The organism is Sphingopyxis sp. NFH-91 (genome assembly GCF_021401285.1).
GTDB lineage: Bacteria > Pseudomonadota > Alphaproteobacteria > Sphingomonadales > Sphingomonadaceae > Sphingopyxis > Sphingopyxis terrae_A.
Window position 1 is genome coordinate 186,617 of record NZ_JACBGA010000006.1, and the last position, 23,125, is coordinate 209,741.

At 66.2% G+C, this 23,125-nt stretch carries 22 protein-coding genes and 1 tRNA gene; 16 read left to right on the plus strand and 7 right to left on the minus strand.

The window, feature by feature from the left end; translation table 11 throughout:
- Positions 1-48: 48 nt before the first annotated feature.
- The 8 genes from L0963_RS14360 to L0963_RS14395 all read left to right on the plus strand — a co-directional run bounded on the left by L0963_RS14360 (position 49) and on the right by L0963_RS14395 (position 8,034).
- On the plus strand, positions 49-1,782 hold the full coding sequence (locus tag L0963_RS14360; protein ID WP_442800566.1) for a DNA polymerase III subunit gamma/tau: 1,734 nt from the start codon (positions 49-51) through the stop codon (positions 1,780-1,782).
- The gene (locus tag L0963_RS14365; protein ID WP_062902263.1) at positions 1,779-2,114 is read left to right on the plus strand and encodes a YbaB/EbfC family nucleoid-associated protein; all 336 of its coding nucleotides are present in this window, start codon (positions 1,779-1,781) and stop codon (positions 2,112-2,114) included. The genes L0963_RS14360 and L0963_RS14365 overlap by 4 nt, the downstream gene beginning before the upstream one ends.
- A gap of 254 nt (positions 2,115-2,368) precedes the next feature.
- Positions 2,369-4,765: an endopeptidase La gene (lon, locus tag L0963_RS14370; RefSeq protein WP_003044448.1), complete on the plus strand. Its 2,397-nt coding sequence runs from the start codon at positions 2,369-2,371 to the stop codon at positions 4,763-4,765.
- A gap of 171 nt (positions 4,766-4,936) precedes the next feature.
- Entirely contained in the window at positions 4,937-5,209 is a 273-nt protein-coding gene (locus L0963_RS14375) for an HU family DNA-binding protein (RefSeq protein WP_003044445.1), read from the plus strand.
- A 162-nt stretch (positions 5,210-5,371) separates the two neighbouring features.
- Positions 5,372-5,446: transfer RNA gene (locus L0963_RS14380), tRNA-Val, on the plus strand.
- Between the two features lie 98 nt (positions 5,447-5,544).
- A complete protein-coding gene (locus tag L0963_RS14385) occupies positions 5,545-5,859 on the plus strand; it encodes a PepSY domain-containing protein (protein WP_062902264.1) in 315 nt (104 codons plus the stop codon).
- A 100-nt stretch (positions 5,860-5,959) separates the two neighbouring features.
- Positions 5,960-6,625, plus strand: a complete 666-nt coding sequence (locus tag L0963_RS14390) for a response regulator transcription factor (protein ID WP_003044440.1) — start codon at positions 5,960-5,962, stop codon at positions 6,623-6,625.
- Between the two features lie 104 nt (positions 6,626-6,729).
- Positions 6,730-8,034, plus strand: a complete 1,305-nt coding sequence (locus L0963_RS14395) for a sensor histidine kinase (RefSeq protein WP_040590107.1) — start codon at positions 6,730-6,732, stop codon at positions 8,032-8,034.
- Positions 8,035-8,142: 108 nt separating this feature from the next.
- Here the strand turns inward: L0963_RS14395 and L0963_RS14400 are convergent, their stop codons facing one another.
- Together L0963_RS14400 and L0963_RS19705 are read right to left on the minus strand one after the other, a co-directional pair.
- The gene (locus tag L0963_RS14400; protein ID WP_003044434.1) at positions 8,143-8,322 is read right to left on the minus strand and encodes a PspC domain-containing protein; all 180 of its coding nucleotides are present in this window, start codon (positions 8,320-8,322) and stop codon (positions 8,143-8,145) included.
- A 61-nt stretch (positions 8,323-8,383) separates the two neighbouring features.
- Positions 8,384-8,512 (minus strand): hypothetical protein, encoded by a 129-nt coding sequence (locus L0963_RS19705; protein ID WP_255265911.1) that lies wholly within the window; start codon positions 8,510-8,512, stop codon positions 8,384-8,386.
- 250 nt (positions 8,513-8,762) lie between these two features.
- Between L0963_RS19705 and recF the strand changes: the two genes are divergently transcribed.
- From recF to L0963_RS14415, 3 genes are all read left to right on the plus strand, one after another.
- Positions 8,763-9,872 (plus strand): DNA replication/repair protein RecF, encoded by a 1,110-nt coding sequence (gene recF, locus L0963_RS14405; protein WP_234180220.1) that lies wholly within the window; start codon positions 8,763-8,765, stop codon positions 9,870-9,872.
- Between the two features lie 141 nt (positions 9,873-10,013).
- Positions 10,014-11,747, plus strand: a complete 1,734-nt coding sequence (locus L0963_RS14410; RefSeq protein ID WP_234180221.1) for a class I adenylate-forming enzyme family protein — start codon at positions 10,014-10,016, stop codon at positions 11,745-11,747.
- A 126-nt stretch (positions 11,748-11,873) separates the two neighbouring features.
- Positions 11,874-12,557, plus strand: coding sequence for a hypothetical protein (locus tag L0963_RS14415; RefSeq protein WP_062902266.1), 684 nt, complete (start codon positions 11,874-11,876; stop codon positions 12,555-12,557).
- Here L0963_RS14415 and L0963_RS14420 read toward each other — a convergent pair.
- Positions 12,539-13,615 carry an endonuclease/exonuclease/phosphatase family protein gene (locus L0963_RS14420; protein ID WP_217373322.1) on the minus strand — a complete coding sequence of 359 codons (1,077 nt, stop codon included), beginning with the start codon at positions 13,613-13,615 and terminating at the stop codon, positions 12,539-12,541. The genes L0963_RS14415 and L0963_RS14420 overlap by 19 nt on opposite strands.
- Before the next feature lie 155 nt (positions 13,616-13,770).
- Here L0963_RS14420 and L0963_RS14425 point away from each other — a divergent pair, with 155 nt between their 5' ends.
- From L0963_RS14425 to L0963_RS14440, 4 genes are all read left to right on the plus strand, one after another.
- Positions 13,771-14,292 (plus strand): RNA polymerase sigma factor, encoded by a 522-nt coding sequence (locus L0963_RS14425; protein WP_234180222.1) that lies wholly within the window; start codon positions 13,771-13,773, stop codon positions 14,290-14,292.
- 36 nt (positions 14,293-14,328) lie between these two features.
- Complete coding sequence (locus L0963_RS14430) at positions 14,329-15,264, plus strand: FecR family protein (protein ID WP_217373324.1); 936 nt, start codon at positions 14,329-14,331, stop codon at positions 15,262-15,264.
- Positions 15,243-17,636: a TonB-dependent receptor domain-containing protein gene (locus L0963_RS14435; protein ID WP_234180223.1), complete on the plus strand. Its 2,394-nt coding sequence runs from the start codon at positions 15,243-15,245 to the stop codon at positions 17,634-17,636. The genes L0963_RS14430 and L0963_RS14435 overlap by 22 nt, the downstream gene beginning before the upstream one ends.
- A gap of 128 nt (positions 17,637-17,764) precedes the next feature.
- Positions 17,765-18,565 (plus strand): DUF2334 domain-containing protein, encoded by an 801-nt coding sequence (locus L0963_RS14440; protein WP_234180224.1) that lies wholly within the window; start codon positions 17,765-17,767, stop codon positions 18,563-18,565.
- Here L0963_RS14440 and L0963_RS14445 read toward each other — a convergent pair.
- The 3 genes from L0963_RS14445 to L0963_RS14455 are packed head-to-tail and all read right to left on the minus strand — an operon-like array spanning position 18,520 to position 21,156.
- On the minus strand, positions 18,520-19,701 hold the full coding sequence (locus tag L0963_RS14445; RefSeq protein ID WP_217373327.1) for a glycosyltransferase: 1,182 nt from the start codon (positions 19,699-19,701) through the stop codon (positions 18,520-18,522). The genes L0963_RS14440 and L0963_RS14445 overlap by 46 nt on opposite strands.
- Positions 19,702-19,705: 4 nt before the next feature.
- Positions 19,706-20,236 (minus strand): DUF2141 domain-containing protein, encoded by a 531-nt coding sequence (locus L0963_RS14450; protein WP_062902273.1) that lies wholly within the window; start codon positions 20,234-20,236, stop codon positions 19,706-19,708.
- Positions 20,233-21,156 (minus strand): hypothetical protein, encoded by a 924-nt coding sequence (locus L0963_RS14455; RefSeq protein WP_234180225.1) that lies wholly within the window; start codon positions 21,154-21,156, stop codon positions 20,233-20,235. The genes L0963_RS14450 and L0963_RS14455 overlap by 4 nt, the downstream gene beginning before the upstream one ends.
- Before the next feature lie 171 nt (positions 21,157-21,327).
- Here L0963_RS14455 and L0963_RS19840 point away from each other — a divergent pair, with 171 nt between their 5' ends.
- Entirely contained in the window at positions 21,328-22,542 is a 1,215-nt protein-coding gene (locus L0963_RS19840; RefSeq protein WP_234180227.1) for a glycosyltransferase, read from the plus strand.
- On the opposite strand, the gene L0963_RS14465 is transcribed toward L0963_RS19840, so the two are convergent.
- Complete coding sequence (locus tag L0963_RS14465) at positions 22,448-23,032, minus strand: TetR/AcrR family transcriptional regulator (RefSeq protein WP_165760685.1); 585 nt, start codon at positions 23,030-23,032, stop codon at positions 22,448-22,450. The two genes, L0963_RS19840 and L0963_RS14465, sit on opposite strands and share 95 nt — an antisense overlap.
- Positions 23,033-23,125: the final 93 nt, after the last annotated feature.

Sequence of the window (23,125 nt, forward strand, 5' to 3'; positions counted from 1 at the left end):
GCGCGCATACCCTTCGACAATCGGCGCGGCGCATCCTAAAGACCGGCTATGGACGATTCCGCCGACGACACTCCGATGCTGGGCATGGACTTGCCAGAGGCGCCGCCCGCGTCCGCCTCGAACGGGCCATACCGCGTCCTTGCCCGCAAATATCGGCCGCAGACCTTTGCCGAACTGATCGGGCAGGATGCGATGGTGCGCACGCTCGGCAATGCGATCGCGCGCGATCGGCTGGCGCATGCGTTCCTGATGACCGGGGTGCGCGGGGTCGGCAAGACGTCGACCGCGCGGCTGATCGCCAAGGCACTCAACTGCATCGGCCCCGACGGGCAGGGTGGGCCGACGATCGACCCGTGCGGGGTGTGCGAGCCGTGCCGCGCGATCACCGAAGGGCGTCATATCGACGTGATCGAGATGGACGCGGCGTCGAACACCGGCGTCGACGACGTCCGCGAGATTATCGAGGCGGTGCGCTATGCCGCGGTGTCGGCGCGCTACAAGATCTATATCATCGACGAAGTGCATATGTTGTCGCGTAACGCGTTCAACGCACTTCTGAAAACGCTCGAGGAGCCGCCGCCGCACGTCAAATTCCTCTTCGCGACGACCGAGGTGAACAAGGTGCCGGTGACGGTGCTGTCGCGCTGTCAGCGGTTCGATCTGCGGCGCATTACCCCCGACATGCTGTTCGCGCATTTCAGTTCGATCCTGCAGAAAGAGGGCGTCGAGGCCGAGGCGCCCGCCATCTGGCTGATCGCCAATGCCGCCGAAGGATCGGTGCGCGACGGGCTTTCGATCCTCGACCAGGCGATTGCCCACGCCGATCTGGAAGCCGATGGCGCGGGCGGCGGGCGGATTTCGGCCGACCAGGTCCGCACGATGCTGGGCCTGTCGGACCGCACGGCGATTGCGCAGTTGATGGCGACCGTGCTTGGCGGCGATGCGGGTGCCGCGATCGACCTTGCGCGCGCGCAATATGCGCTTGGGATCGAGCCGGTCGCGATGGTGCGTGGGTTGATGGACCTGACGCATGCGGTGACGCTGGCCAAGGTGGCGCGCCACGACGATCCGGCGCTGGCCGCCGCCGACCGCGAACGCATCGGCGATTGGGCGCAGAAGCTGGGCTTCGCACCGCTCAACCGGCTGTGGCAATTGCTGCTCAAGGGGCATGACGAGGTGCTGCGCGCGAACAATCCGCTCGAGCATCTGGAAATGCTGTTGCTGCGCGTGATCTATGCAGCGTCGCTGCCCGATCCGGGCGAACTGGCGAAGCTGCTCGAATCGGGCGGCGTTCCGGCGATGCCGCTTGCGGCGCCGCAGCCTGAGCCCGGCGGCGATACGCCCGGCGCGCCGGTTGCGGCCGCCACGCCGCCGGCGACGGTCGAGGCCGTGGAAGCACCGCCCCCTGCGGCGCTGACCATCGCGCAGATTCACCAGCTGCTGGAATCGACGGGCAATCATCGGCTTGCGGTCGACGTCTATGACCATATGCGGCTGATCGCGCTCGAACCGGGGACGCTGACGTTCGCGCCCGTGCCGGCGCTCGGCGAAGGCTTTGCCCGCGATCTGGCCGACGCGCTGCTCGCGGCGACGGGCAATCGCTGGTCGGTGCGCGCGGGCGAGGGTGAAGGCCGGCCCAGCCTGGCGCAAATGCGCGCCGCGAAACTGGCCGACAATGATGCGCGAATCCGCGAACTGCCCGTGGTAAAGGCCGTTTTGGCGACATTTCCCGACGCAAGACTTGTCGAGGATGGCGACAATCGCCATAAGTCCGCCCCATGAAATCGATCGAAGAAATGATGAAGGCGGCGCAGGAAGCGGCTGCCACGGTGCAGGCCCAGATGCAGGAGGCGCAGGCGAAGCTCGACAATGTCGAGGTCGAGGGCGTTTCGGGCGGCGGCCTGGTCAGGATTACCGCGACCGCCAAGGGCCGGATCAAGGCGATCGCGATTGACGACAGCCTGATGGTTCCTAGCGAAAAGCAGATGCTCGAAGACCTGCTTGCCGCTGCGTTCAATGACGCGCGCGAAAAGGCCGATCAGGCGAGCAACGAGGAAATGGGCAAGATGACCAGCGGCCTGCCGCTGCCGCCCGGGTTCAAGCTGCCGTTTTGACGAATTGATCCTCCCTGTGGCGGAGCCATGGGGAAGGGGGACCGCCGCCTCAGGCGGTGGTGAGGGGCGACGACATTGCGTCATTGGCCCCTCCGTCAGCCCTTCGGGCTGCCACCTCCCCATGGCTTTGCCACAGGGAGGAGAGATGCCCATTCACTGCACCGTCATTGAATGCGCGCCAAGTTACGCCATATTAGCGATAACCACCCTATTAAAAGGGCGGCGCGCGGTCTTGCGCCCGCTCAGGAGCCCTGATGAACCAGTCTTTTCCCCTTCTGCCCCTGCGGGACATTGTCGTCTTTCCGCACATGATCGTGCCGCTGTTCGTCGGCCGCGATCGCTCGGTCGCCGCGCTCGAAGCGGCGATGGAAGCCGATAAGGAAATTTTTCTCGTCGCCCAGCTCGATCCGGGCGAGGACGATCCTGTCCGCGACGATCTGTACGATACCGGCGTGATCGCGACGGTTCTGCAATTGCTCAAACTACCCGACGGCACCGTCCGCGTGCTGGTCGAAGGCAAGCAGCGCGCCAAGCTTCAGTCGCTCGACGATGACGGCAAGGCCGTGATGGCAACGGTCGAGCCGATCGCTGATGCCGTCGACGACAGTGTCGATACCGCGGCGCTGATGCGCTCGGTCGTCGACCAGTTCGAAAGCTATGCCAAGCTCAACAAGAAGATGCCGGCCGAAACCGCGGTGCAATTGTCGCAGATCGACGATTCGTCGCGCCTCGCCGACTCGGTTGCCGGCAACCTCAACATCAAGGTCGCCGACAAGCAGGCGCTGCTCGTCGAGAATGCGCCCGCAAAGCGGCTCGAAATGGTGTTCGCCTTCATGGAAGGCGAGCTCGGCGTGCTGCAGGTCGAAAAGAAGATCCGCGGCCGCGTGAAGCGCCAGATGGAAAAGAGTCAGCGCGAATATTATCTCAACGAGCAATTGAAGGCGATCCAGCGCGAACTCGGCAACGACAATGGCGAGGGCGGCGACGATCTCGCGGAACTGCAGGCCAAGATTGACAGCCTGAAGATGTCGAAGGAAGCCAAGGCCAAGGCGAACGCCGAGCTCAAGAAGCTGCGCGCGATGGCGCCGATGTCGGCCGAGGCGACCGTCGTTCGCAACTATCTCGACACGCTGATCGGCCTGCCCTGGGGCAAGAAGTCGAAGCTGAAAAAGGACATCGCGAAGGCGCAGGACGTTCTGGATGCCGATCATTTCGCGCTCGAAAAGGTCAAGGACCGGATCGTCGAATATCTTGCGGTCCAGGCGCGCACCAACAAGCTGAAGGGGCCGATCCTGTGCCTCGTCGGTCCTCCGGGCGTCGGCAAGACTTCGCTCGGCCGCTCGATCGCGAAGGCCACGGGCCGCGAGTTCGTGCGCCAGTCGCTCGGCGGCGTGCGCGACGAGGCCGAAATCCGCGGCCACCGCCGGACCTATATCGGCTCGCTGCCGGGCAAGATCGTGACCAACCTCAAAAAGGCCGGCACGATGAACCCGCTGTTCCTGCTCGACGAGATCGACAAGCTGGGTCAGGATTTCCGCGGCGATCCGGCGTCGGCGCTGCTTGAGGTGCTCGACCCCGAACAGAATGCGAAGTTCCAGGACCATTATCTGGAGGTCGACGTCGACCTTTCGGACATCATGTTCGTGACCACCGCCAACTCTCTCAACCTGCCGCAACCGCTGCTCGATCGCATGGAGATCATCCGGCTCGAAGGCTATACCGAGGACGAGAAGGTCGAGATCGCCAAGCGTCATCTGATCGCCAAGCAGGTCGAGGCGCACGGGCTGAAGGCCGGCGAGTTCGAGCTGACCGACGAAGGTCTGCGCGACCTGATCCGCTATTATACCCGCGAAGCGGGCGTCCGGACGCTCGAGCGCGAGATTGCGCGTCTGGCGCGCAAGGCGCTGCGCAAGATCCTCGAAGGGAAGGCGGAAAGCGTCGTGGTGACGCCCGAAAACCTCTCCGAATTTGCGGGCGTGCGCAAATTTCGCCACGGCGTTTCGGACCGCGAGGATCAGGTGGGCGCGGTTACCGGCCTTGCCTGGACCGAGGTCGGCGGCGAACTGTTGACGATCGAAGCCGTCACTGCGGCGGGCAAGGGGCAAGTACGCACCACCGGCAAGCTGGGCGAGGTGATGACCGAGTCGGTGCAGGCCGCGCTGTCCTTCGTCAAGGCGCGGGCGCCCGCCTATGGCATCAAGCCCAGCCTGTTCGCGCGCAAGGACATCCACATCCACCTGCCCGAAGGCGCGGTGCCCAAGGACGGGCCCTCGGCCGGCGTCGGCATGGTCACGGCGATGGTGTCGACGCTGACCGGCATCGCGGTGCGCAAGGATGTCGCGATGACCGGCGAGGTTACGCTGCGTGGCCGCGTGCTGGCGATCGGCGGCCTCAAGGAAAAGCTGCTTGCGGCTCTGAGGGGCGGCATCACGACCGTTTTCATTCCCGAAGAGAATGAAAAGGACCTGGTCGAGATTCCGGCGAACATTACCGCGGCGCTGAAGATCATTCCGGTGAGTCATGTCGATCAGGTGCTCGCCGAGGCGCTGGTCAGCCCTGTCGAGCCGATTGAATGGACCGAAGCCGACGAATTGGCCGCTTCGCCGCCGATTTCGGCGGGTGGAGACCCCGAATCGGCGATTCGGCACTGACCGGACCGCCGACGGGGCTTCCGCAAGAGCCTTTTCATCGCAAAATCGGCATTTTGGCCGGTTTCGCGCCGCTTTTTGCTTTGACAAGGCGGGGCGAAACATCGTTAGTGGCGCGCCATGGCTTCGGGCCATGAGAATCATTCAACAACCACACACAGGGGTTCCTTAGGCATGAACAAACAAGACCTGATCGCCGCCGTCGCTGACTCGAGCGGCCTCACCAAGGGCGATGCGAGCAAGGCTGTCGAAGCTGTGTTCGATTCGATCACCGGCGCGCTGAAGAAGGGCGGCGAAGTCCGTCTCGTCGGCTTCGGCACCTTCGCGGTCAGCAAGCGCAAGGCGTCGACCGGCCGCAACCCGCGCACCGGCGAAACGATGACCATCGCGGCGTCGAACCAGCCGAAGTTCAAGGCCGGCAAGGCCCTCAAGGACGCCGTCAACTAATCGCTGGCGCTTCTTGACGAAGAAACATCTCGGGCCGTGGCGCAAGCTGCGGCCCGATTTGCATTTCGGGGGTGCCGAGTCGCAAATCGGCGTTGCAATCGCGGCGCGAGCGGTTATGGACGACCCGCTTTCGGACGCGGCGCAGCCGCTTCGGTCCGGGGCGGGCGCGTAGCTCAGCGGTAGAGCACACCCTTCACACGGGTGGGGTCACAGGTTCAATCCCTGTCGCGCCCACCATGGCCCGGTGGGCATGGTCGGTGGTTGTCGCATTGCGACACATCGGCTGACGGGGCCATTCATCGCCTATTCAATGCATAGGGGCTAAATCTCCCGGCATGATCCGCACCCTAACCCTCTCGATCGCCTCGGCGCTGCTGCTTGCTGCAGCTGGCCCGGCGGCTGCGCGCGGCGATCGCAACCGCGACCAGGACAATTTGCGCGAAGCGGCGGCACAGGGGCAGGTGATCCCGCTCAACCGCCTGATCGCCGATGTCCGTTCGCGCGCGCCCTACAGCAATATGACCTATCTCGGCGGCCCACAGTTCGATGCGCGCCAGATGGTCTATGCCCTCAAGTTCATGGACGGCAGCCAGGTGGTCATCGTCTATGTCGACGCGCGCACCGGCCGGATCGTCGGCCGCAGACCCTGACATTTTTCGCTGCAACGACATTTTGCGATGATCGTTGCGTCTTGGTAGAGAGGCGTTCGGCCCGCCCTGTCCGGTGGGTTCGCAGACGAAAGGTGCCTGAATGCGGATTTTGATTGTCGAAGACGAACCCACGCTGGGTCCGCAGCTCAAGGCGACGCTGGAGGGGAACGGCTATGCCGTCGACCTTGCCACCGATGGCGAAGACGGGCACTTCCTGGGCTCGACCGAAGATTATGACGCCGCGATCCTCGACCTCGGCTTGCCCGAAGTCGACGGGCTGACCGTGCTTGATCGCTGGCGCCGCGAAAAGCGCAACTTTCCCGTTCTCGTGCTGACCGCCCGCGACAGCTGGTCGGACAAGGTGGCCGGGCTCGACGCGGGTGCCGACGATTATCTCGCCAAGCCGTTCCAGACCGAGGAATTGATCGCTCGTCTGCGCGCGCTGATCCGCCGCGCCTCGGGCAATGCGTCGAGCGAGTTGATCGCGGGCAAGGTGCGGCTCGATACGCGCTCGGGCCGCGTCACGCTCGATGGCGAGCCGGTCAAGCTGACCGCGCAGGAGTATAAGCTCCTGTCGTACCTGCTGCATCACAAAGGCAAGGTCGTGTCGCGCACCGAACTGATCGAACATATCTATGATCAGGATTTCGATCGCGATTCGAACACGATCGAGGTGTTCGTCACCCGCATCCGCAAGAAGCTGGGTGCCGACATCATCACGACGATCCGCGGCCTCGGATATCAGCTCGACGATCCGCAGGGCTGATCATGGCCGAGGCCGACGCCGCCTCGCCGATCGAGCCCGGCACCGGAACCCGCACGGAGCCGGCTGCGCTGGCGAGCCTGACGACGGGTTCGCTCGCGCGGCGCATGATTGCGATCGCGGCGCTGTGGATTTCGGTGCTGCTGATCGGCGGCGGCTTCGCGCTCGACCGGGTGCTGACCGGCGCGATCACGCGCAACTTCGATTCGAGCCTCGAATATGTGCTGATCGCGATGATCCGCTCGTCGGAGATCGGCCCCGATGGCGAGGTGCGGCTGATCGAGCCGTTGGGTGACCAGCGCTTCCTCGAACCCTATAGCGGCCTTTATTGGCAGATCAGCGGCGGCGGGCAGGAGCCTTATCGCTCGCGCTCGCTGTGGGAACGGACACTCAAATCGCCTAAACCGCACGTTGATACCGGGCTTCATACCTATGACAGCACGCAGTTTCCCGACGAACAGCTGCGCATATTGGAGCGCAACGTCATCCTCCCGGGCAGCAAGACCAACTGGCGTTTCCAAATCGCACAGTCGCGTCAGGCACTCGACGAGCAAATCCGCGCGGTGCGCGCGACGCTGATTCCCAGCCTGGGGCTGCTTGGCGTCGGGCTGATCGTCCTCGCCGCGCTGCAGACCTTTTACGGCCTCTGGCCGCTGCGCCACATCCGGCGCGCGATCGCGGCGATGCGCGGCGGTGAAAACCGCCGCGTCATCGCGCCGCTGCCGCTGGAGGTGCAGCCGATGGTCGAGGAATTGAACGCGCTGCTCGCGCATAACGAAAAGCAGGCAGAGGAGGCGCGGCTGCACGCCGGCAATCTGGCGCATGCGCTCAAGACGCCGCTGACCGTGCTGCTCAACAGCGCCGCGGGGTCGGACAGCGAACTCGCCGAAACGATCCGGCGCGAGGCGGCGACGATGCGGCGGCAGGTCGATCATCATTTGGCGCGCGCGCGGGCGGTCGGGCGCCGCGGGGCGGCGCAGGCGCGCGCCGTTGTCTGGGACAGCGTCGACAGCGTGCTGCGCGCGCTGACCCGCCTCCATCCCGACGTGCGTTTCGACGAGGCGGGCGACAAGACGCTGGTGGCACGGGTCGAGCGGCAGGATCTGGACGAATTGATCGGAAACCTGCTCGAAAATGCGGCCAAATATGGCGGCGGGAGCGTTTTCGTGACCGTGCAGCGCGCGGGCGGCATGGCCGAGATACTGATCGAGGACGACGGCCCCGGCATTTCGCCCGCCGACCGTCAGCGTATCTTCGACCGCGGCGTCCGGCTCGACAGCGGCAAGCCGGGGACGGGGCTTGGCCTCGCCATCGTCCGCGACGTTGCTGAAATCTATGGCGGCAGCGTCGCGCTCGAAGAGAGCGAGGATCTTGGCGGGACGCTCGTACGGCTCAAACTGCCCGCCGGCTAGGTGCGCCGCGCAAAAGAAAAGGCCCACCGGCGGACCGGCGGGCCTTCGATTGTGGAAATATGCGGGGCCGGTGCGACATGCCTGAAAGGCGGCCGGCCCGTGGCTGCGTTACGGCGCGAGGATCGCGACGGTCAGATAGACCAGCAGCGGCAGGCCGAAGCCCAGCAAAGTCAGTGCCACAAAGGCGACGCGCGTCCACAAGACGTCGAAGCCGAAGTGGTCCGCCATGCCGGCGCAGACGCCGAAGACCATGCCATCGCGACGATTCTTGCGAAAACCCTGTTTCATTTCTTTCCTTTCCGTCCCGGTCCCTCCGGGACCGGCGTTGTTCATGGGTGGGGGCGGCTGGTCAGATGACCAGCCGGCCGAGTTCCGCACCGTTCGGGCCAGCAGCGGCCAGGAACATGATCGAGCAGTAGAGCGTGGCAACCGCCGCGATGGCGTAGCTCTTGAGCGATTCGGTGTTGAAATGAGCCATGATATAATCCTTTCGTTCCTCCCACCCGGACCATCCGGTGGATGCCACAAGTAATGCAGGAGGCGTGCCAATTTCATTCATTGGCGGTTAACCGCGGTTTTTTCGACATTGAAACTATATTTCAGCGGGAAAAAATCAATGATGTGGTGAAAATTGCCTCAAATTGGAATTTTTTGCGTTTCACCTTTGCCGGACAGCGATGATGCGCGGGACTCGCATCGCACACAGGGCTGGGGTAGGCGCAACGCAGATGACGCTGATCCGCCTTTCGTTGACCGATTTCCGCAATCACGCGGGGGCCGATCTGGCCGCCGGGCCCGGCCTTGTCGCTCTTCACGGCGACAATGGCGCGGGCAAGACCAATATATTGGAGGCGATATCGCTGCTCGCGCCGGGGCGCGGGATTCGGCGCGCGGCGTTGCCCGATATGGTGCGCGACGGCGCCGCCGGCGGCTTCGCAGTGTTCGGCGAGGTGCAGGGTGATCCCGCGCTCGCCCCCGTGGCGCTTGGTACCGGGGTCGAACCCTCGGCGCCGGGGCGCCGGATCGTCCGGATCAACGGCAGCGCCGCGGCGGCGACGGCGCTTGGCGACTGGCTCGCCATCCTCTGGCTCACCCCGGCAATGGACCGCCTGTTCGTCGAAACGGCGGGCAATCGGCGGCGCTTCCTCGACCGCCTCGTCCTCGCCCTTGACCCGCGCCATGCTCAGCATGGCAATCGTTATGAAGCGGCGATGCGCGCGCGGGGAAAATTGCTCGCCGACCTTCCCGCCGCCGATCCGCAATGGCTGGCGAGCCTTGAGGCGCAGCTGGCCGAGCTTGGTGCGGCGATCGATGCGGCGCGCCAGCGGACGCTCGCGGCACTGTCCGCCGAACTGGCGGAACAGCCCGACGCGCCCTTCGCGCGTCCGCTCCTCACCCTTGTCGATGCCGACGGCGCCCCGCGCGGCGCGGCGCACGACGCCGCGGCGCTGCGCGATCTGTTTGCGGCGCGGCGCCGGATCGATGCCGCCGCCGGGCGCGCGACGGCCGGCCCGCACCGCGACGATCTTGCCGCCGTCCACGCGGCGAGCGGCCGCGCCGCGGCGCGCTGCTCGACCGGCGAGCAAAAGGCGATGCTGCTTTCGCTCGTCCTTGCGCACAGCGATTGCGTGGCGCGCGCGCGGGGGCAGCGGCCGATACTGCTGCTCGACGAAGTCGCCGCGCATCTCGATCCGCTGCGCCGCGCCGCGCTTTATGCGCGCCTCGCCGGGCAGGGCGGGCAGGCGTGGCTCACCGGCACCGAGGCGGGGCTGTTCGACGCGATGCCGGGTCCGGTGACGCGCTTTCGGGTTTCGGGCGGGCGGATCGCGCCGGGCTAGCGCGTCGCCGCGCCGCGACGAACGCTGTGCCTTTCCACGCTTCGCCCGCTTGTGCGGCCCGTCGTTCGTCCGTAACGCTGAGGCGAATCTCCGGCACCCGACCGGACGGATATGGGAGCAATGCGCGTGACGAGTGACGTGATGACAGAGCCGCTGGTGGCGCTCGATCCGGCCTGGCCGAAAATGTCGATGGCCGATGCAACCGCGGTGCTGACCGCGCCCGGCGCGCGCTTCGAGATGGAGACGGTAACGATCCGCGGCGTCCCGACGCGCGTTTGGAAAAATGCCCCCAATGATCTGGGCGTCCTTCTCGACCTGTCGCGCATCCATGGCGCGCGGCTATTCACAATTCTCGACGACGACCGCGTCAGCTTCGAGGCGAATTGGCGCGCCACCGCGGCGCTGGCGCATGCGCTGCAGGAGATGGGCGTCGGCAAGGGTGACCGCGTCGCCTTTGCGATGCGCAACCTGCCCGAATGGCCGATGGTCTTTTTCGCGATCACGACGATCGGCGCGATCGCAGTGCCGCTCAACGCGTGGTGGACCGGCGCCGAACTGGCCTATGGCATCCGCGATTCGGGGGCGAAGGTCGTGATCGTCGATGGCCAGCGGCTGGAGCGGCTGCGCGATCATCGCGAAGAACTGGGCGGCGTATCGCGCTGGATCGTCGCGCGCGGCGGCGCTGAAGGGGACACGACGGCGATCGAGGATATCGTCGGCGCACCCGCAAGCTGGGCGGCGCTTCCCGATATTGCGCGGCCTGTCGTTGCGATCGATCCCGATGACGAGGCGACGATCTTCTACACCAGCGGTACGACGGGCAATCCCAAGGGCGCGCTCGGCACCCATCGCAATCTGATGAGCAATATCCTCTCGGGCGGCTTTTCGGCGGCGCGCAGCTTTCTGCGCCGCGGCGAAGCGATCCCCGATCCGCAGCCGCGCACGACGCTGACCGTCATTCCGATGTTTCACGTCACCGCCTGTTCGGCCAGCCTGATGGGCAGCATGGCGGCGGGCAACACGACGATTTTCATGCGCAAATGGGACGTGGTGCAGGCGATGGAGATCATCGCGCGCGAAAAGGTCAATGTGACCGGCGGCGTGCCGACGATCGCCTGGCAGCTGATCGAGCATCCCGACCGCGCCAATTACGACCTCTCGTCGATCGAAGCGATCGCCTATGGCGGCGCGCCGTCGGCGCCCGAACTGGTCAAGCGCATCTACGAAGAATTCGGGGCGCTGCCCGGCAACGGCTGGGGCATGACCGAAACAATGGCGACAGTGACGTCGCATTCGTCGGAAGATTATCTCAATCGTCCGACCAGCGCCGGGCCGGCGGTTGCGGTCGCCGACCTTGAAATCCGCGACGATGACGGCGTGACGGTGCTGCCGACGGGAACGGTCGGCGAGCTGTGGGCGCGCGGCCCGATGATCGTCAAAGGCTATTGGAACAAGCCCGAGGCAACGGCCGAAACCTTTGTCGACGGCTGGGTGCGCACCGGCGATCTCGCGCGCCTCGATGACGAAGGCTTCGTCTATATCGTCGACCGGGCGAAAGACATGGTGCTGCGCGGCGGCGAGAATATCTATTCGTCGGAAGTCGAAAACGCGCTCTACGAACATCCGGCGGTCACCGATTGCGCGATCATCGGCATCCCGCATCGCACGCTGGGCGAAGAACCCGCGGCGGTCGTCCATCTGGCGCCGGGGATGACGGCAAGCGAGAGCGAATTGCAGGATTGGGTGCGCGCGCGGCTCGCCGCGTTCAAGGTGCCGGTGGCGGTGCATTTCGTCGCCGACACGCTGCCGCGCAACGCCAATGGCAAGATATTGAAGAAGGATCTGAAGGCGCTGTTCGCCGACCGCGCAAGCTGACGGACGTTTTGGGACGAGCGGGGAGTGCGGCTTTGCCGCCCCCGCGACGTCTTCCGGGCAAAGGATAGGCCTTTGCCAAATTTTCTATACGATTTTCCGCTCCATGTTCGCTTGCCGCGCGGCGCGATGATCCTGCCTCTGCTGACTCTCGCAGCCTGCGGCGCACCGCATTCGCCCTCCGATCAGGCGATTGCGACCTTCTCGCTGACGACGCGCGCGGGCATTACCGATTATGCGGTCGATCCCGATCCGCTCAAACATGCCGCTGCCGGCTATTTTCGCGATGTCGCGGTGGCGGCGCCGGACGAATCGGCCGGGCAGTTTCGCGCTCGCGTCGCTACCGCCATCTATTCCGAAAAAGGCGTCCACGCGTCGCTCGGGGCAGCGGCGCAGCAGGCGATCGTGCCGCGGCTCGCGGCGCTCGATGCCGCCGCGCGGCAGGACGACCGGCAGGGTGCCGGACTCGCCGCGCTCGAAATCTATCGCGCGCTGGTCGAGGATATGGCGACGGTGTCGAAGGCGACAACGGCAATGGCGCTGATTGATTATGCGCAATTGGCCGGGGCCGCGCGTCTTGCGGCGGCGCGGCCGGACTGGTCCGGGGTCGATGCCGCGATGACAATGGCCGGCCAGCATTGGGATGACATTGCGGGCGACGTCGGCGACCCGGCGCTGGCGGGCCAGATGGGTGCAGCACTGAAGGCGGCACGGGAGGGCGCGGCGCGGCGCGACGATGCCGCCACCGAGCAGGCGTTACAGGCTGCGCGGCCGTCGATCGATCGCCTGATCGCCTATTTCAAACGGACATAGCCGAGCGGGCCGCGTGCGGCGGTCGGCGCGAGCGGCCTCGCAAGGGGCGCGAGGCGATAGCGCGCGACATAGCCGATATGGTCGGACAGCATGCGGCCGTCGGCGCCGCGCCCGAACGGCACCGATATGGCTTCAGCGGTGAGCGCGGCAAAGCGTGTCGATGCAAATAATTGCCAGTCCTTCGAGCGGCGAAAGCTTTCGAGCGCGGCGCGGGGGAGGCCGCTTGTGCTGCGCGAGCAGGCGTGCATCGCATCGTCGAGCGCGCCGGTGCGGCCATTTCCCCACCAGCCGTCCGTTGCCGACGCGAAGGCGCGGGCGCGCGGCGCGATCTTGCCGACGTTGAAGTCACCGGCAAAGATGATCGGATAGCGATGCCATGGGCTTTGCGCCATGAACCGTCCGGCAGCGTCGAGCTGGCGGCGATAGGCATAGTCGGCGCGCTCATCCGAAACCCCCGACGCGCCGCGCGAATTGAAATGTGCGGTGGTGACGACGACCGGCGTTGCCGCGCCCGGCACCGCGACGAGCGCCATCAATATGCCCTTGTTGGCAAGGCAGTCATAACCGGCACAGGCATAGGCCGGAAAGGGCGCGCGGCGTACCGCGAGGATCGGATAGTCCGACAGCAGTTGCAGCCCGCTGCCGAGCAGCTTGCCCGACCGCTCGCCCTTGAACCACGATGCCGCGGCAGCGAAGCGGCGGTCGGCGTCGGTTGCGGGCAGGCTGCTTCGATCGGCGGCGGCCGGGCCGTCCACGACATAGCGATAGCCGCTTTCTGCGCCGATCCGCTGGGCGGAGCGGGTGAAGGCTTCCTGCAGCACGACGATGTGCGGCTGGATTCCCGCCTGCCGCATCGCGCGCAGCCGCGCCGCGATCTGTCCGAAATCATCGCTGCGCCCCCAGGCAAGCGGCCAGGGAAGACCATGGATATTGTAGGTGAGGACACTGATCGGCGTTGCGGAGGCTGGCGACGGCGCGGCGGTGGCGGTGCAACTTGCGGCAAACGCCCCCGCCAGCGCAGCGATCCGGAGCGCGCGGCGGGACAGGATTTGGGACATGGGGCAAGACTCCCGCTACGCAATTCGACCATTGCCCCTGTCAAATGGACGACGCCGCGCGCGATTTTCCGCATCGGCACGAAAAAAGCGTCGCATTGCCGATCGATGGGCGTGATCCGATTGCGGCTTGCGCGCGGCATTGATATGGGCGACGCATGATCGCCGACGGTCTGGATGGGGCGTTCCTGGCCCACCGCGCAGCGCTGGAACGTTTCGTGCGGGCCCGCTGCGGCGACGCGTCGGACGCCGAGGATATTCTGCAGGATCTGTGGATCAAGATCGGCGGGATCGCGGCGGTTCCAGACGATCCGCTCTCCTATCTCTATCGGGTCGCCGACAATCTGGTGATCGATCGCCGCCGCTCGGCGCAGCGCCGCGAGCGGCGCGACGATGCGTGGAGCGCGCTGGCAACGGGCGACGCGGGCGAGGCGTCGCCGGCTCCATCGGCCGAGCGCACGGCGATCGCGAAGAGCGAGCTTGCCCGCGTCGCGGCGCTGTTTGACGAACTGGGCGAGCCGACCACCGGCATCTTCCGCAGCTACCGCATCGACGGCACACCGCAGCGCGATATTGCCGCGCATTTCGGCCTCAGCCTGAGCGCTGTCGAAAAACATCTACAAAAGGCCTACAAGGCCGTATTGCAATTACGTGACAAACTCGATGCGGAAAATGACTGACCATACCGTCCTAGCTGCGAAGGGACGGTTTTAGGCATGGCAAACGGCGCGGCAGAAAAGGAAGCGGTGGGCTGGTTCGTCCGGCAGCGCGACCCCGCGCATGCCGATTGGCCCGCCTTCACCGCGTGGCTGGAGGCCGATCCGGCGCACGCCGCAGCCTATGACCGGGTAGCGATCGCCGATGCGGCGATGACCGAGGCCCTCGCCGCGCGCCCCTTGGCCGCGGATCGCCCCGACGCCGCGCCTGCCAACGACAATGCCCCCGGATTCTTCCGCCGCTCTGGTGCAGTCGCCGCCGCGCTGCTTGTCGCGGTGAGCGCATGGCCGGTCTACCGCGTCGCGGTGCCGACCTATGCGGTCGAGACCGCGCTCGGCGAGCAGCGCAGCGTGACGCTGGACGACGGGACGGTGATAGACTTAAACGGCGGAACGCGCGTGACACTCGACCGCCGCAATCCGCGCATCGCCACGCTCGAAAGCGGCGAGGCGGTGTTCCGCGTCACCCACGATCCGGCCGATCCCTTCACCGTCGTATCGGGCGATATGCGGCTCCGCGATATCGGCACGGTCTTCAACGTCGCGCGCGAGGACGGACGTGCCGAAGTGAGCGTTGCCGAAGGTGCGGTGATGTTCGATCCCGATCGCGCGGCCCTGCTGCTCCGCGCGGGGCAGCGGCTGCACATCGCACATAGCGGCGCGGCGCCGGTCGTCACCCGCGTCGATCCCGCAACGGTGGCGGGGTGGAAGACGGGTCGGCTCGATTTCACCGCGACACCGCTGTCGGATATTGCACCCGACCTGTCGCGCGCGCTTGGCGCCCCGATCGCCGTCGATCCCGCCATCGCCGATCGCACCTTTACGGGCACGATCCTGATCGACGGCAAGGATAGGGCCGCTATAGAAAAGATCGCGATCCTGATGGGCGTTTCGGCCCGCAAGGTCGGCGAGGAGTGGCGACTGACCGCGAACTGATGGTGCAGCGTTACAGGCAATGGGCGGCGGCCAGCCTCGTGGCGGCTCTGGCCCCCGCGTCGGTCCATGCCGCCGAGACGCATCGCTTTGCCATCGCTGCCGGCCGGCTCGACCAGGCGATCCTCGACCTCGGGCGCCAGGGCGGCGTCAGCGTCGCGCTTGCCGATCCTGCGATGGGCGAGATCCGGGTGCGCCGCGTCGCCGGCACGATGGACGTCGAAACCGCGCTCGCGCGGCTGCTGCGCGGCACCGGGCTGGGCGTGACGATCATCGACTCGCGCAGCTTTCGCATTGTGCGCGTCCCCGTCCGGGCGCGCCCGGCACCGCCGCCGCGCCGCCCGGCGCCGCGCCCCGCGGCTCCGCGCCCGGCCGACTCCGCGCCGCCCGAAGAGATTATCGTCACGGCCAGCAAGCGCGACACCTCGCTCGCCGACTATCCCGCTGCGGTCACGGTGATGCGCCTCGATGACAGTTTCGCGGGCGCGCCCGGGCAGCATGGTTCGGACGTCATCGTGCGCCAGCTTCCGTCGGTCAATTCGACCAACCTCGGCCCCGGCCGCAACAAACTGTTCATTCGCGGCGTCGCCGATTCAAGCTTCACCGGCCCGACGCAGGCGACGGTTGGGCAATATTTCGGCTACGCGCGGCTCAACTATAACGCGCCCGATCCCGACATCGCGCTCTATGACATCGACAAGATCGAGGTGCTGGAAGGGCCGCAGGGGACGCTTTACGGCGCCGGATCGCTCGGCGGCATCATCCGCATCGATCCGGCAAAGCCCGATAGCGGCGGTTTCACGGCGCGGATGCAAGCGGGCTATGCACTGACCCAGCACGGCGCCGACAGCCACGATGCGGCGGCGACGCTCAACCTGCCGCTGTTGACCGACCGTGCTGCGCTGCGTGTCGTCGGCTATCATCGCATCGATGGCGGCTATATCGACGACAGCGCCCGCGGGCTGAGCAACGTCAACCGCAGCCGCATCTTCGGCGGGCGCGCGGCGCTGCGTGTGACACCGGGCGACGGCTGGACGATCGATGCGGGCTGGGTGCGGCAGGACATCCAGACGCGCGACGGTCAATATTCGGAGGCCGGGCTGCCCGACCTGACGCGGCAGAGCCTGATCGCGCAGCCCTTCGACAATGATTATTCGCTGCTTTACGCGACGGTCGAAAGAAGCTGGGGTCCGCTGGTGCTGCGATCGACTGGTGCGATCGTGTCGCACGATCTGGCGAACCGCTTCGATGCGTCGGCGCTCGGCGGCGGGAACCCCTTGGCCTTTACGCAGGATATTGGGATCCGCCAGCACGCCAATGAAACCACGCTGTCGCGGCAGGGCGCGCACGGGCATGGCTGGATCGCGGGGATCGGCATCACCGACGGGAAGGACCGGACCCGGCGCGCGCTTGGCGACCCCGCCGCGCCCGCCCCGATTGCCGATATTCTGAACGAACGCAGCGAGGTGGCGCTGTTCGGCGAATGGACCTTCGGCCTGGCGCCGCGGCTCAGCGCCAGCCTCGGCGGCCGCTACGCCCATACGCGTTTTTCGGGCGAGTTGATCGATCCCGCCAACCCGAACCCGCCCGAACCGCGCCGCGCCGTCGACTATTTCGTACCCGCCGCGTCGCTGCGCTGGAAGCCGGGGGGCGGGTGGCTGATCTACGGGCGCTATCAGGAGGGATTCCGACCCGGCGGCTTGTCGGTGAGCAGCCCGGGAAGCGCGGTCGCCTTCCAGTCGGACACCATTGCGACGTTCGAACTCGGCGCGCGGCGGGGCGCGCCCGATCATGATCCGCTCAGCGTGGCGCTGTCGGGCTCATACGCGCGCTGGGAATCGATCCAGGCCGACCTCGTCGATGCGCAGGGTTTTCCCTACACGGACAATATCGGCAATGGTTCGATTCTCGGATTCAGCGCGTCTGCGACGTGGAACGCCACCCCGTCGCTGCGCCTCGACGGCAGCGCCTTTCTCAACCACAGCAGCCTGACCCAGGCCGCACCGGCCTATGCGCGGGCGGAGGACAATGATCTGCCCAATATCGCGCAGTGGGGCGCGCGGGTGGGCGCGCGCTGGGTGCAGAGCGTCGGCGCCGATGCCCGCCTGTCGATTGCCGCCGATGCGCGCTATGTCGGCAAATCCTATCTCGGCGTCGGCAATCTGCTCGACATCAGCCAGGGCCGCTATGTCGACACGGCTCTGAACCTGCGTCTCGAGCGCGGGCGTTTCGGCTTTGCGCTAGGTGTCACGAACCTGTTCAACGCCGATCGTAACCGCTTTTCCTATGGGAACCCCTTCACTGTGGTCGCCGGTCGGCAGGAAACGCCGCTGCGGCCCCGCACCGTCAGGATTGGCCTGGATGCAGCCTTTTGAACGGAGGTTCAGCCGCGCGCGGCGGCGGCGCCTTTGCGGGCGCGGCACGGGTGCGGGGCGCCTTGTCCGCGTTGCGGCTGCCCCAGACAAGCAAGCGATAGACCATCGCCATCAAGGACATGTCAGTCATGCGGCCCTCCGATAAATCCTCGCGCAAATTCCTCGCCTCGATCCACGACGTCAGCCCGCGCTTCGCCGACGAGGTCGATCGCCTGCTCGATCAACTCGTCCGCCACATTGGTGGGCCGAAGGTCGCGATGCTGGTCGTTCCCGACCATTGGGACAGCGCGCCGATCGCCGAAGACCGGGGCTTTCAGAGCCGCCTGCGCGGCTGGGCCGACGCGGGTGTTGAAATGTTTGTGCATGGCTGGGAGCATCGCGACGACAGCCGGCACAGCGGAGCGCTCGACGGCTTCCGCGCGCGCCACATGACGGCGGGCGAGGGCGAGTTCCTCGGCCTTGACCATGCCACCGCGCTGGCGCGGATGACGGCGGCCAAGAAACTGGTTGAGGACGTGACAGGGGTTGCCGCAACCGGTTTCATCGCGCCCGCGTGGCTCTACGGAGCTGGGGCTCTGTCCGCTTTGCCACAGGCCGGATTTACGATGGCCGAGGATCATATGAAAGTGTGGAATCCGCAAACCGGCGCGGTGCTCGCGCGCGGTCCGGTCATCACCTGGGCAAGCCGCAGCAGGGCGCGGATTGCCAGTTCCTTGTTGTTTTCTGCGCTCGCGCGGCATGCGCTGAAGCCGATGCGCGACGTGCGAGTCGCGGTGCATCCGGGCGACGCGCATGTGCCCAGCCTTGTGACCAGCATCGACAAATGCTGTGCCGCGCTGCTCGCCGGACGCCGGGTCGCCCGCTATGCGGATCTCGCGGCCGATCATGCCGCCACTCGCGACGAACGCGCGGCGATCAGCGCGTCATAATGGCGGAGCAGGTCCGCGACATGGTCGCGGTCCGACCGGACGGCGATGGCGGCACGGCGCGCCGCCTGACGGACCGCCGCGCGATCGCGCGCGCAGAAGCGGGCAATGGCCTGCGTCGCTGCGGCGGCATCGCGTGCGGCATAGGTTTCCGCAAAATCCGGGCGGGCGATCTCGGCACAGCCGCCCTCGTCGGGGACGATCAACGGCAGGCCCGACGCCAGCGCTTCCGACGCCACCAGGCCGAAGGTTTCGCCTTCGCATCCGTGGATCAGCGCGTCGCAGCTCGCCATCAGCGTTGCCAGTTGCGGCCGGTCATAGATTGGCTGGAACATGCGGATATGCGGATTGCCGCCGACCTGGTTGCGCAGCGCGGCGCTCGCCGGTCCCTTGCCGATCAGGATCAGGCCGACGGGTTCGCGCGCGGCGGCCGCCTGCACCGCGTCGATCACCATGTCCCATCGCTTTTCGCCATGGTGCCGCCCGATGCCGACCAGCAGCATGGCGCTTTCGGGAAGGTCGCATTGCGCCAGCAGGTCGGCGCGCAGGCTGGCGTCGCGCAGGGTCGGTGAAAAGGCGGCGCGATCGATGCCCAGCGCGACGCAATGCGCCGGACCGATGTGGCGGTCGCTCAGCCGCTTGCCCAGCGAATCGCCGCAGACCACCAGACTGTCGAACAGCGGCATCGCGCGGCGCAGATAACGATTGAACCATTCGAAGGCGGCGTCGATCTTTTCGCGCGAGGCGATCCGTCCGAACCAGCGCTGCGGATAGGATACGACCGGGTCGCTGTGCAGGAAAAAGACCTTCGCGGCGTCGCCGGCCCATTTTCCGACGATCCACGCGGGGCGCCAGGGCGAAGAGGCTTCGACGACATCGGGGTGCAACCGGTCGAGCCAGGCATGGATCGGCGCCGCATCCCAGAACATGCGATAATTGGCATCGAACGGCAGCGGCGGCGCCTTGACCCAGATGATCCGGCCGCCGGTCGCGCGCACTTCCTCGCGATCCTCGGCGCCGGGCGCGAGGACGATCAGTTCGTGGCCGGCTTCGGCAAGCAACTGCATCTTGCGGTCGACATAGGAGCGGATGCCGCCGCCGGTGGGGGAATAGAATTCGCAGACGTCGACGATCCGCATCACCTCAATCCTTCTTGACCGGCGAAAAGCCCAGGCCGTGGAAATAATTCATCATCACGTGCATTTCCGTGACACCGCTGCCCAGCGTCACCGCGGCCTTTGCCGATTTGGGTTTGCTCCACCCCAATTTGGGATTGCCGGGAAAGCCGACGCCGTCGGAGGAAAAGCTGAACTTGTGCTTGCCGTCGCGGTCGTGGATCATCGCGAAGCTGAAGCGGCCAGGCCGCGGCGCCCGGATGCACACCGCGACCGGACCGGCGGCGGGGGCCGCAAATTCGATGCGGCGGAAATCCTTGCCCGCTTTCTGAAGGACGAAATCATCCTCCAGAAAATCCTTGTCGTTGCTCGGGAACAGCTCGACCCGGATCCGTCCCTTGCGGTCCTTCAGCCCGTCGAGCCAGACGAGCAGCGCCGGCGTTGTCGAACCCGCGGCGCAGGCGGGCGCGTCGCCATAGACCGCGGCGCGTGCGGACGGCACCATTGCGGCTGAAGCCAGCATGGCGGCGGCGAGGGCAGGGAAGCGGAAGCGGGTCATGCGGCCGCTCCCTTGCGCAGCGGCAGCCAGGTCAGCGCAAAGACGATGACGTGGCAGAGCAGGGTCAGCGCGACTGTCAGAGCCACGAGCCGCGTCACCGCGGCGTCGTTGCCGACCAGAAAGACCGCCAGATTGGCAAAGACGATGTCCTTGTTGGGGACGAGCGGCAGGCGCGCGACGAGTTGGCGTCCCGTCACGAGCAGCATCCAGAGCGCGAGCGGCACGAGCGGCAGCGCAAGATGCCAGCACAGCGCGAGCAGCCCGGTGTAGGCGATGGTGCGGACGAGGTGGATCAGGAACACCCAGCGCAGTTCACTCGCAGGAAGCGAGAACAGGCGGCCGCGGAAGAGCAGGATGGCGAGCGACAGGGCGAGCATGACCCCTACCGACCCCAGGATCGGGCGGATATGCTCGGCGGGCAGCAGCGAATAGGCGAAGGGCGTGGCGATAGCGAGCAGTGCCAGCGTGAAGATGTTGCCGACGACCGCCGACAGGATGCTGACATCCTTGATCGCCGCGAAAGGCGCCGCGACCATGTTGAGCCGCGTCCGGGCCCAGGCGTAGAAATAGGCTTCCCCCGAATAGCCGAGCAAAATCTCGTTCGCGACCAGCTTGCGCAGGATCGGCACGATGCCCGACAGCGGCAGGCCCCACAGCCGCCGGAAAATCACCAGATCGGACAGCGGCTGCACCGCATAGATGGCAAGGAAGACCAGATAGAATAGCGGGTTGGTGGGCAGCGCCTCGTGCAGCGCGGCCAGTCCGCCGCCCAAAAGCTCGCGTATCAGTCCGGCGAGCAGCGCCAGGCTGAGCAGGCCGCTGACCAGCGCCGGCCAGCGGCTGCGGATTGGTGTCAGCGGCTCAAGTGCGGCGAGGGGGGGCGTCGGTGTGGGGGCTGTGGCAACCGTCAATCCGTTCACGCTTTTATCCCGTTAGTATCGTTTCCAGCGATTTTTCGCTTCTTCAGCTTCAGACGCCGCGGCGCGGCCGATCCCGCATCGGCGCGGTGCGGAAAATCGACGCGCGCGGCGTCTTGTCGATGGAAGGGCGTCCGACACGGGCGCCGGTATGGCATCGGAAAGGCCTGCGGCGTGGCGCGAGCGCAGCACATCGTCATCATTTTCCACGATTTTTCGTTCGGAGGGACCGAGGTGATCGCGCTGCGGCTGGCGCGCGAATGGGTGGCGCAGGGGCGCCGCGTCACCTTGCTTTGCGGCACATTCGATGGTCCGCTGCGCTCCGCCGTGCCGCGCGGGGTACACACCGAACGCCTCGAACCCGAAATTCCCAGAACGCCGCTTTCGCGCCTGCGCCTGCGGCGTGCGCTGTCGGCGGCGATCGCTCGCCTGCGGCCGGACGTCCTCTTTCTGCCGGGCAATTTTCATCATGTGCTGGCGGGCGCCGTGCGCGATTTGCCGCGGCGGCCGAAGGTCGTGGCGAAGATCAGCAATCCGCTGGCGCCTTCGGCGATCCCGGCGCTACGCGCGCTGCTTGCGCGGGCCTTTCGTTGGGCGGCGCGCGATGTCGACTGGTTCGCCGCCATGTCGACCGGGCTCGCGGACGATGTGCGTGCGCTGACGGGACGCGCGGAGGTCAGCGTGATCTTCGATCCCAATATCGACACGATCATAAATTTGCCGGCAGCCAGGAAGGTGCCGGGCACCGGGCCGCTGCATCTGCTGGCGGCGGGGCGACTCGTCGAGCAGAAGGATTTCGGTCTCGCGGTGCGCGTTGTCGCCGAACTGGCCAAGCATCGCGACGTGCGGCTGACCATTGCGGGCGACGGGCCCGACGCGCCGCGGCTGGCGCGGCTGGCGCGGCGTTTGGGCGTTGCGGACCGGATTGCGCTACCGGCGCGCCTGGCATCGATCGGGCCGGCGCTCGACCATGCCGACCTGCTGCTGATTACCTCGCGCTACGAAGGCGGGCCTGCCGTTGCGGTCGAAGCGCTCGAACGCGGCGTTCCGGTTATCGCCACCGACTGTTCGCATTTCCTGCGAGATTTGCTCGCGGACGGTGATTGCGGCGCGATCGTCCCCAGCCGCGAACCGGCGGCGATTGCCGAGGCGATGCTCGAATGGATCGACCGGCAGGATCGCCGACCCTTTTCTCCGGCGGTCGTTACCGAGCCTTTCGGCACGGCTTTCGCTGCGCGCCGCTATCTCGATCTTTTCGACCGTCTGGCCGGGGCGGGCGGTTGCGCCGCGGCGGTCAGCAGGTCAACGCCGCCGCGAACAGGCAGCGAAAGCGCTCGACGCACTCGGCCCCTTCTTCGGCATCGAGTTCGAAATTATCGACCTTCATGATCGTCCGCAGGACGCCGACGCCCATCAGGATCGCCAGCAGCATATTGGCGCGCATCTCGCCCTGATCGCCGCCGATCGTTCCGGCGAGCGGCTCCAGAACGTCGCGGTTCACCAGTTCGCGGATGATATCGCCCGCCTTGGGAGACGAGGCCGAGCGCAGCATGATGACGAACATCTCCATGCGATGATGGCGGTCGGCGTCGTCGTCTTCGGCGACGAGTTGCGCCAGAAAACCGGGTAATTCGTCGATGCTTTTGGGCTCGCGGAACAGATGCGGCTTTGCTTCGTCGCTGACGACTTCGCGGAACAGCCCTTCCTTGCCGCCGAAATAGCGGCTGATCAGCGCGACATCGACCCCGGCATCACCCGCAATGTCGCGCAGTCCGACATTTTCATACGCCTCGCGCAGAAAGCGTTGGTGCGCGGCCGCCAATATCGACGCGCGGGTTGCAACGGCATCGCGCCGCTTGATGGTTGAGCTTCTCTCCATTTTTGCGTCCATAATGGTGAATGAGAATAAATCAACAACTGTTGACTTACGATGAACGGCCCACTAGTTGACAGCGACCGTCATCGCGCAACT

What these genes read in the sequence shown, in the direction of transcription:
- L0963_RS14410 (WP_234180221.1), top strand. Translation starts at nt 10,014, where the DNA reads ATGACAGAGCCGCTGGTGGCGCTCGATCCGGCCTGGCCGAAAATGTCG.
- recF (WP_234180220.1), top strand. Translation starts at nt 8,763, where the DNA reads ATGACGCTGATCCGCCTTTCGTTGACCGATTTCCGCAATCACGCGGGG.
- L0963_RS14430 (WP_217373324.1), top strand. Translation starts at nt 14,329, where the DNA reads ATGGCAAACGGCGCGGCAGAAAAGGAAGCGGTGGGCTGGTTCGTCCGG.
- L0963_RS14400 (WP_003044434.1), bottom strand. Translation starts at nt 8,322, where the DNA reads ATGAAACAGGGTTTTCGCAAGAATCGTCGCGATGGCATGGTCTTCGGC.
- lon (WP_003044448.1), top strand. Translation starts at nt 2,369, where the DNA reads ATGAACCAGTCTTTTCCCCTTCTGCCCCTGCGGGACATTGTCGTCTTT.
- L0963_RS14365 (WP_062902263.1), top strand. Translation starts at nt 1,779, where the DNA reads ATGAAATCGATCGAAGAAATGATGAAGGCGGCGCAGGAAGCGGCTGCC.
- L0963_RS14450 (WP_062902273.1), bottom strand. Translation starts at nt 20,236, where the DNA reads ATGACCCGCTTCCGCTTCCCTGCCCTCGCCGCCGCCATGCTGGCTTCA.
- L0963_RS19705 (WP_255265911.1), bottom strand. Translation starts at nt 8,512, where the DNA reads ATGGCTCATTTCAACACCGAATCGCTCAAGAGCTACGCCATCGCGGCG.
- L0963_RS14465 (WP_165760685.1), bottom strand. Translation starts at nt 23,032, where the DNA reads ATGGAGAGAAGCTCAACCATCAAGCGGCGCGATGCCGTTGCAACCCGC.
- L0963_RS14390 (WP_003044440.1), top strand. Translation starts at nt 5,960, where the DNA reads ATGCGGATTTTGATTGTCGAAGACGAACCCACGCTGGGTCCGCAGCTC.
- L0963_RS14415 (WP_062902266.1), top strand. Translation starts at nt 11,874, where the DNA reads ATGATCCTGCCTCTGCTGACTCTCGCAGCCTGCGGCGCACCGCATTCG.
- L0963_RS14420 (WP_217373322.1), bottom strand. Translation starts at nt 13,615, where the DNA reads ATGTCCCAAATCCTGTCCCGCCGCGCGCTCCGGATCGCTGCGCTGGCG.
- L0963_RS14385 (WP_062902264.1), top strand. Translation starts at nt 5,545, where the DNA reads ATGATCCGCACCCTAACCCTCTCGATCGCCTCGGCGCTGCTGCTTGCT.
- L0963_RS14375 (WP_003044445.1), top strand. Translation starts at nt 4,937, where the DNA reads ATGAACAAACAAGACCTGATCGCCGCCGTCGCTGACTCGAGCGGCCTC.
- L0963_RS14360 (WP_442800566.1), top strand. Translation starts at nt 49, where the DNA reads ATGGACGATTCCGCCGACGACACTCCGATGCTGGGCATGGACTTGCCA.
- L0963_RS14395 (WP_040590107.1), top strand. Translation starts at nt 6,730, where the DNA reads ATGATTGCGATCGCGGCGCTGTGGATTTCGGTGCTGCTGATCGGCGGC.
- L0963_RS14440 (WP_234180224.1), top strand. Translation starts at nt 17,765, where the DNA reads ATGCGGCCCTCCGATAAATCCTCGCGCAAATTCCTCGCCTCGATCCAC.
- L0963_RS14425 (WP_234180222.1), top strand. Translation starts at nt 13,771, where the DNA reads ATGATCGCCGACGGTCTGGATGGGGCGTTCCTGGCCCACCGCGCAGCG.
- L0963_RS14445 (WP_217373327.1), bottom strand. Translation starts at nt 19,701, where the DNA reads ATGCGGATCGTCGACGTCTGCGAATTCTATTCCCCCACCGGCGGCGGC.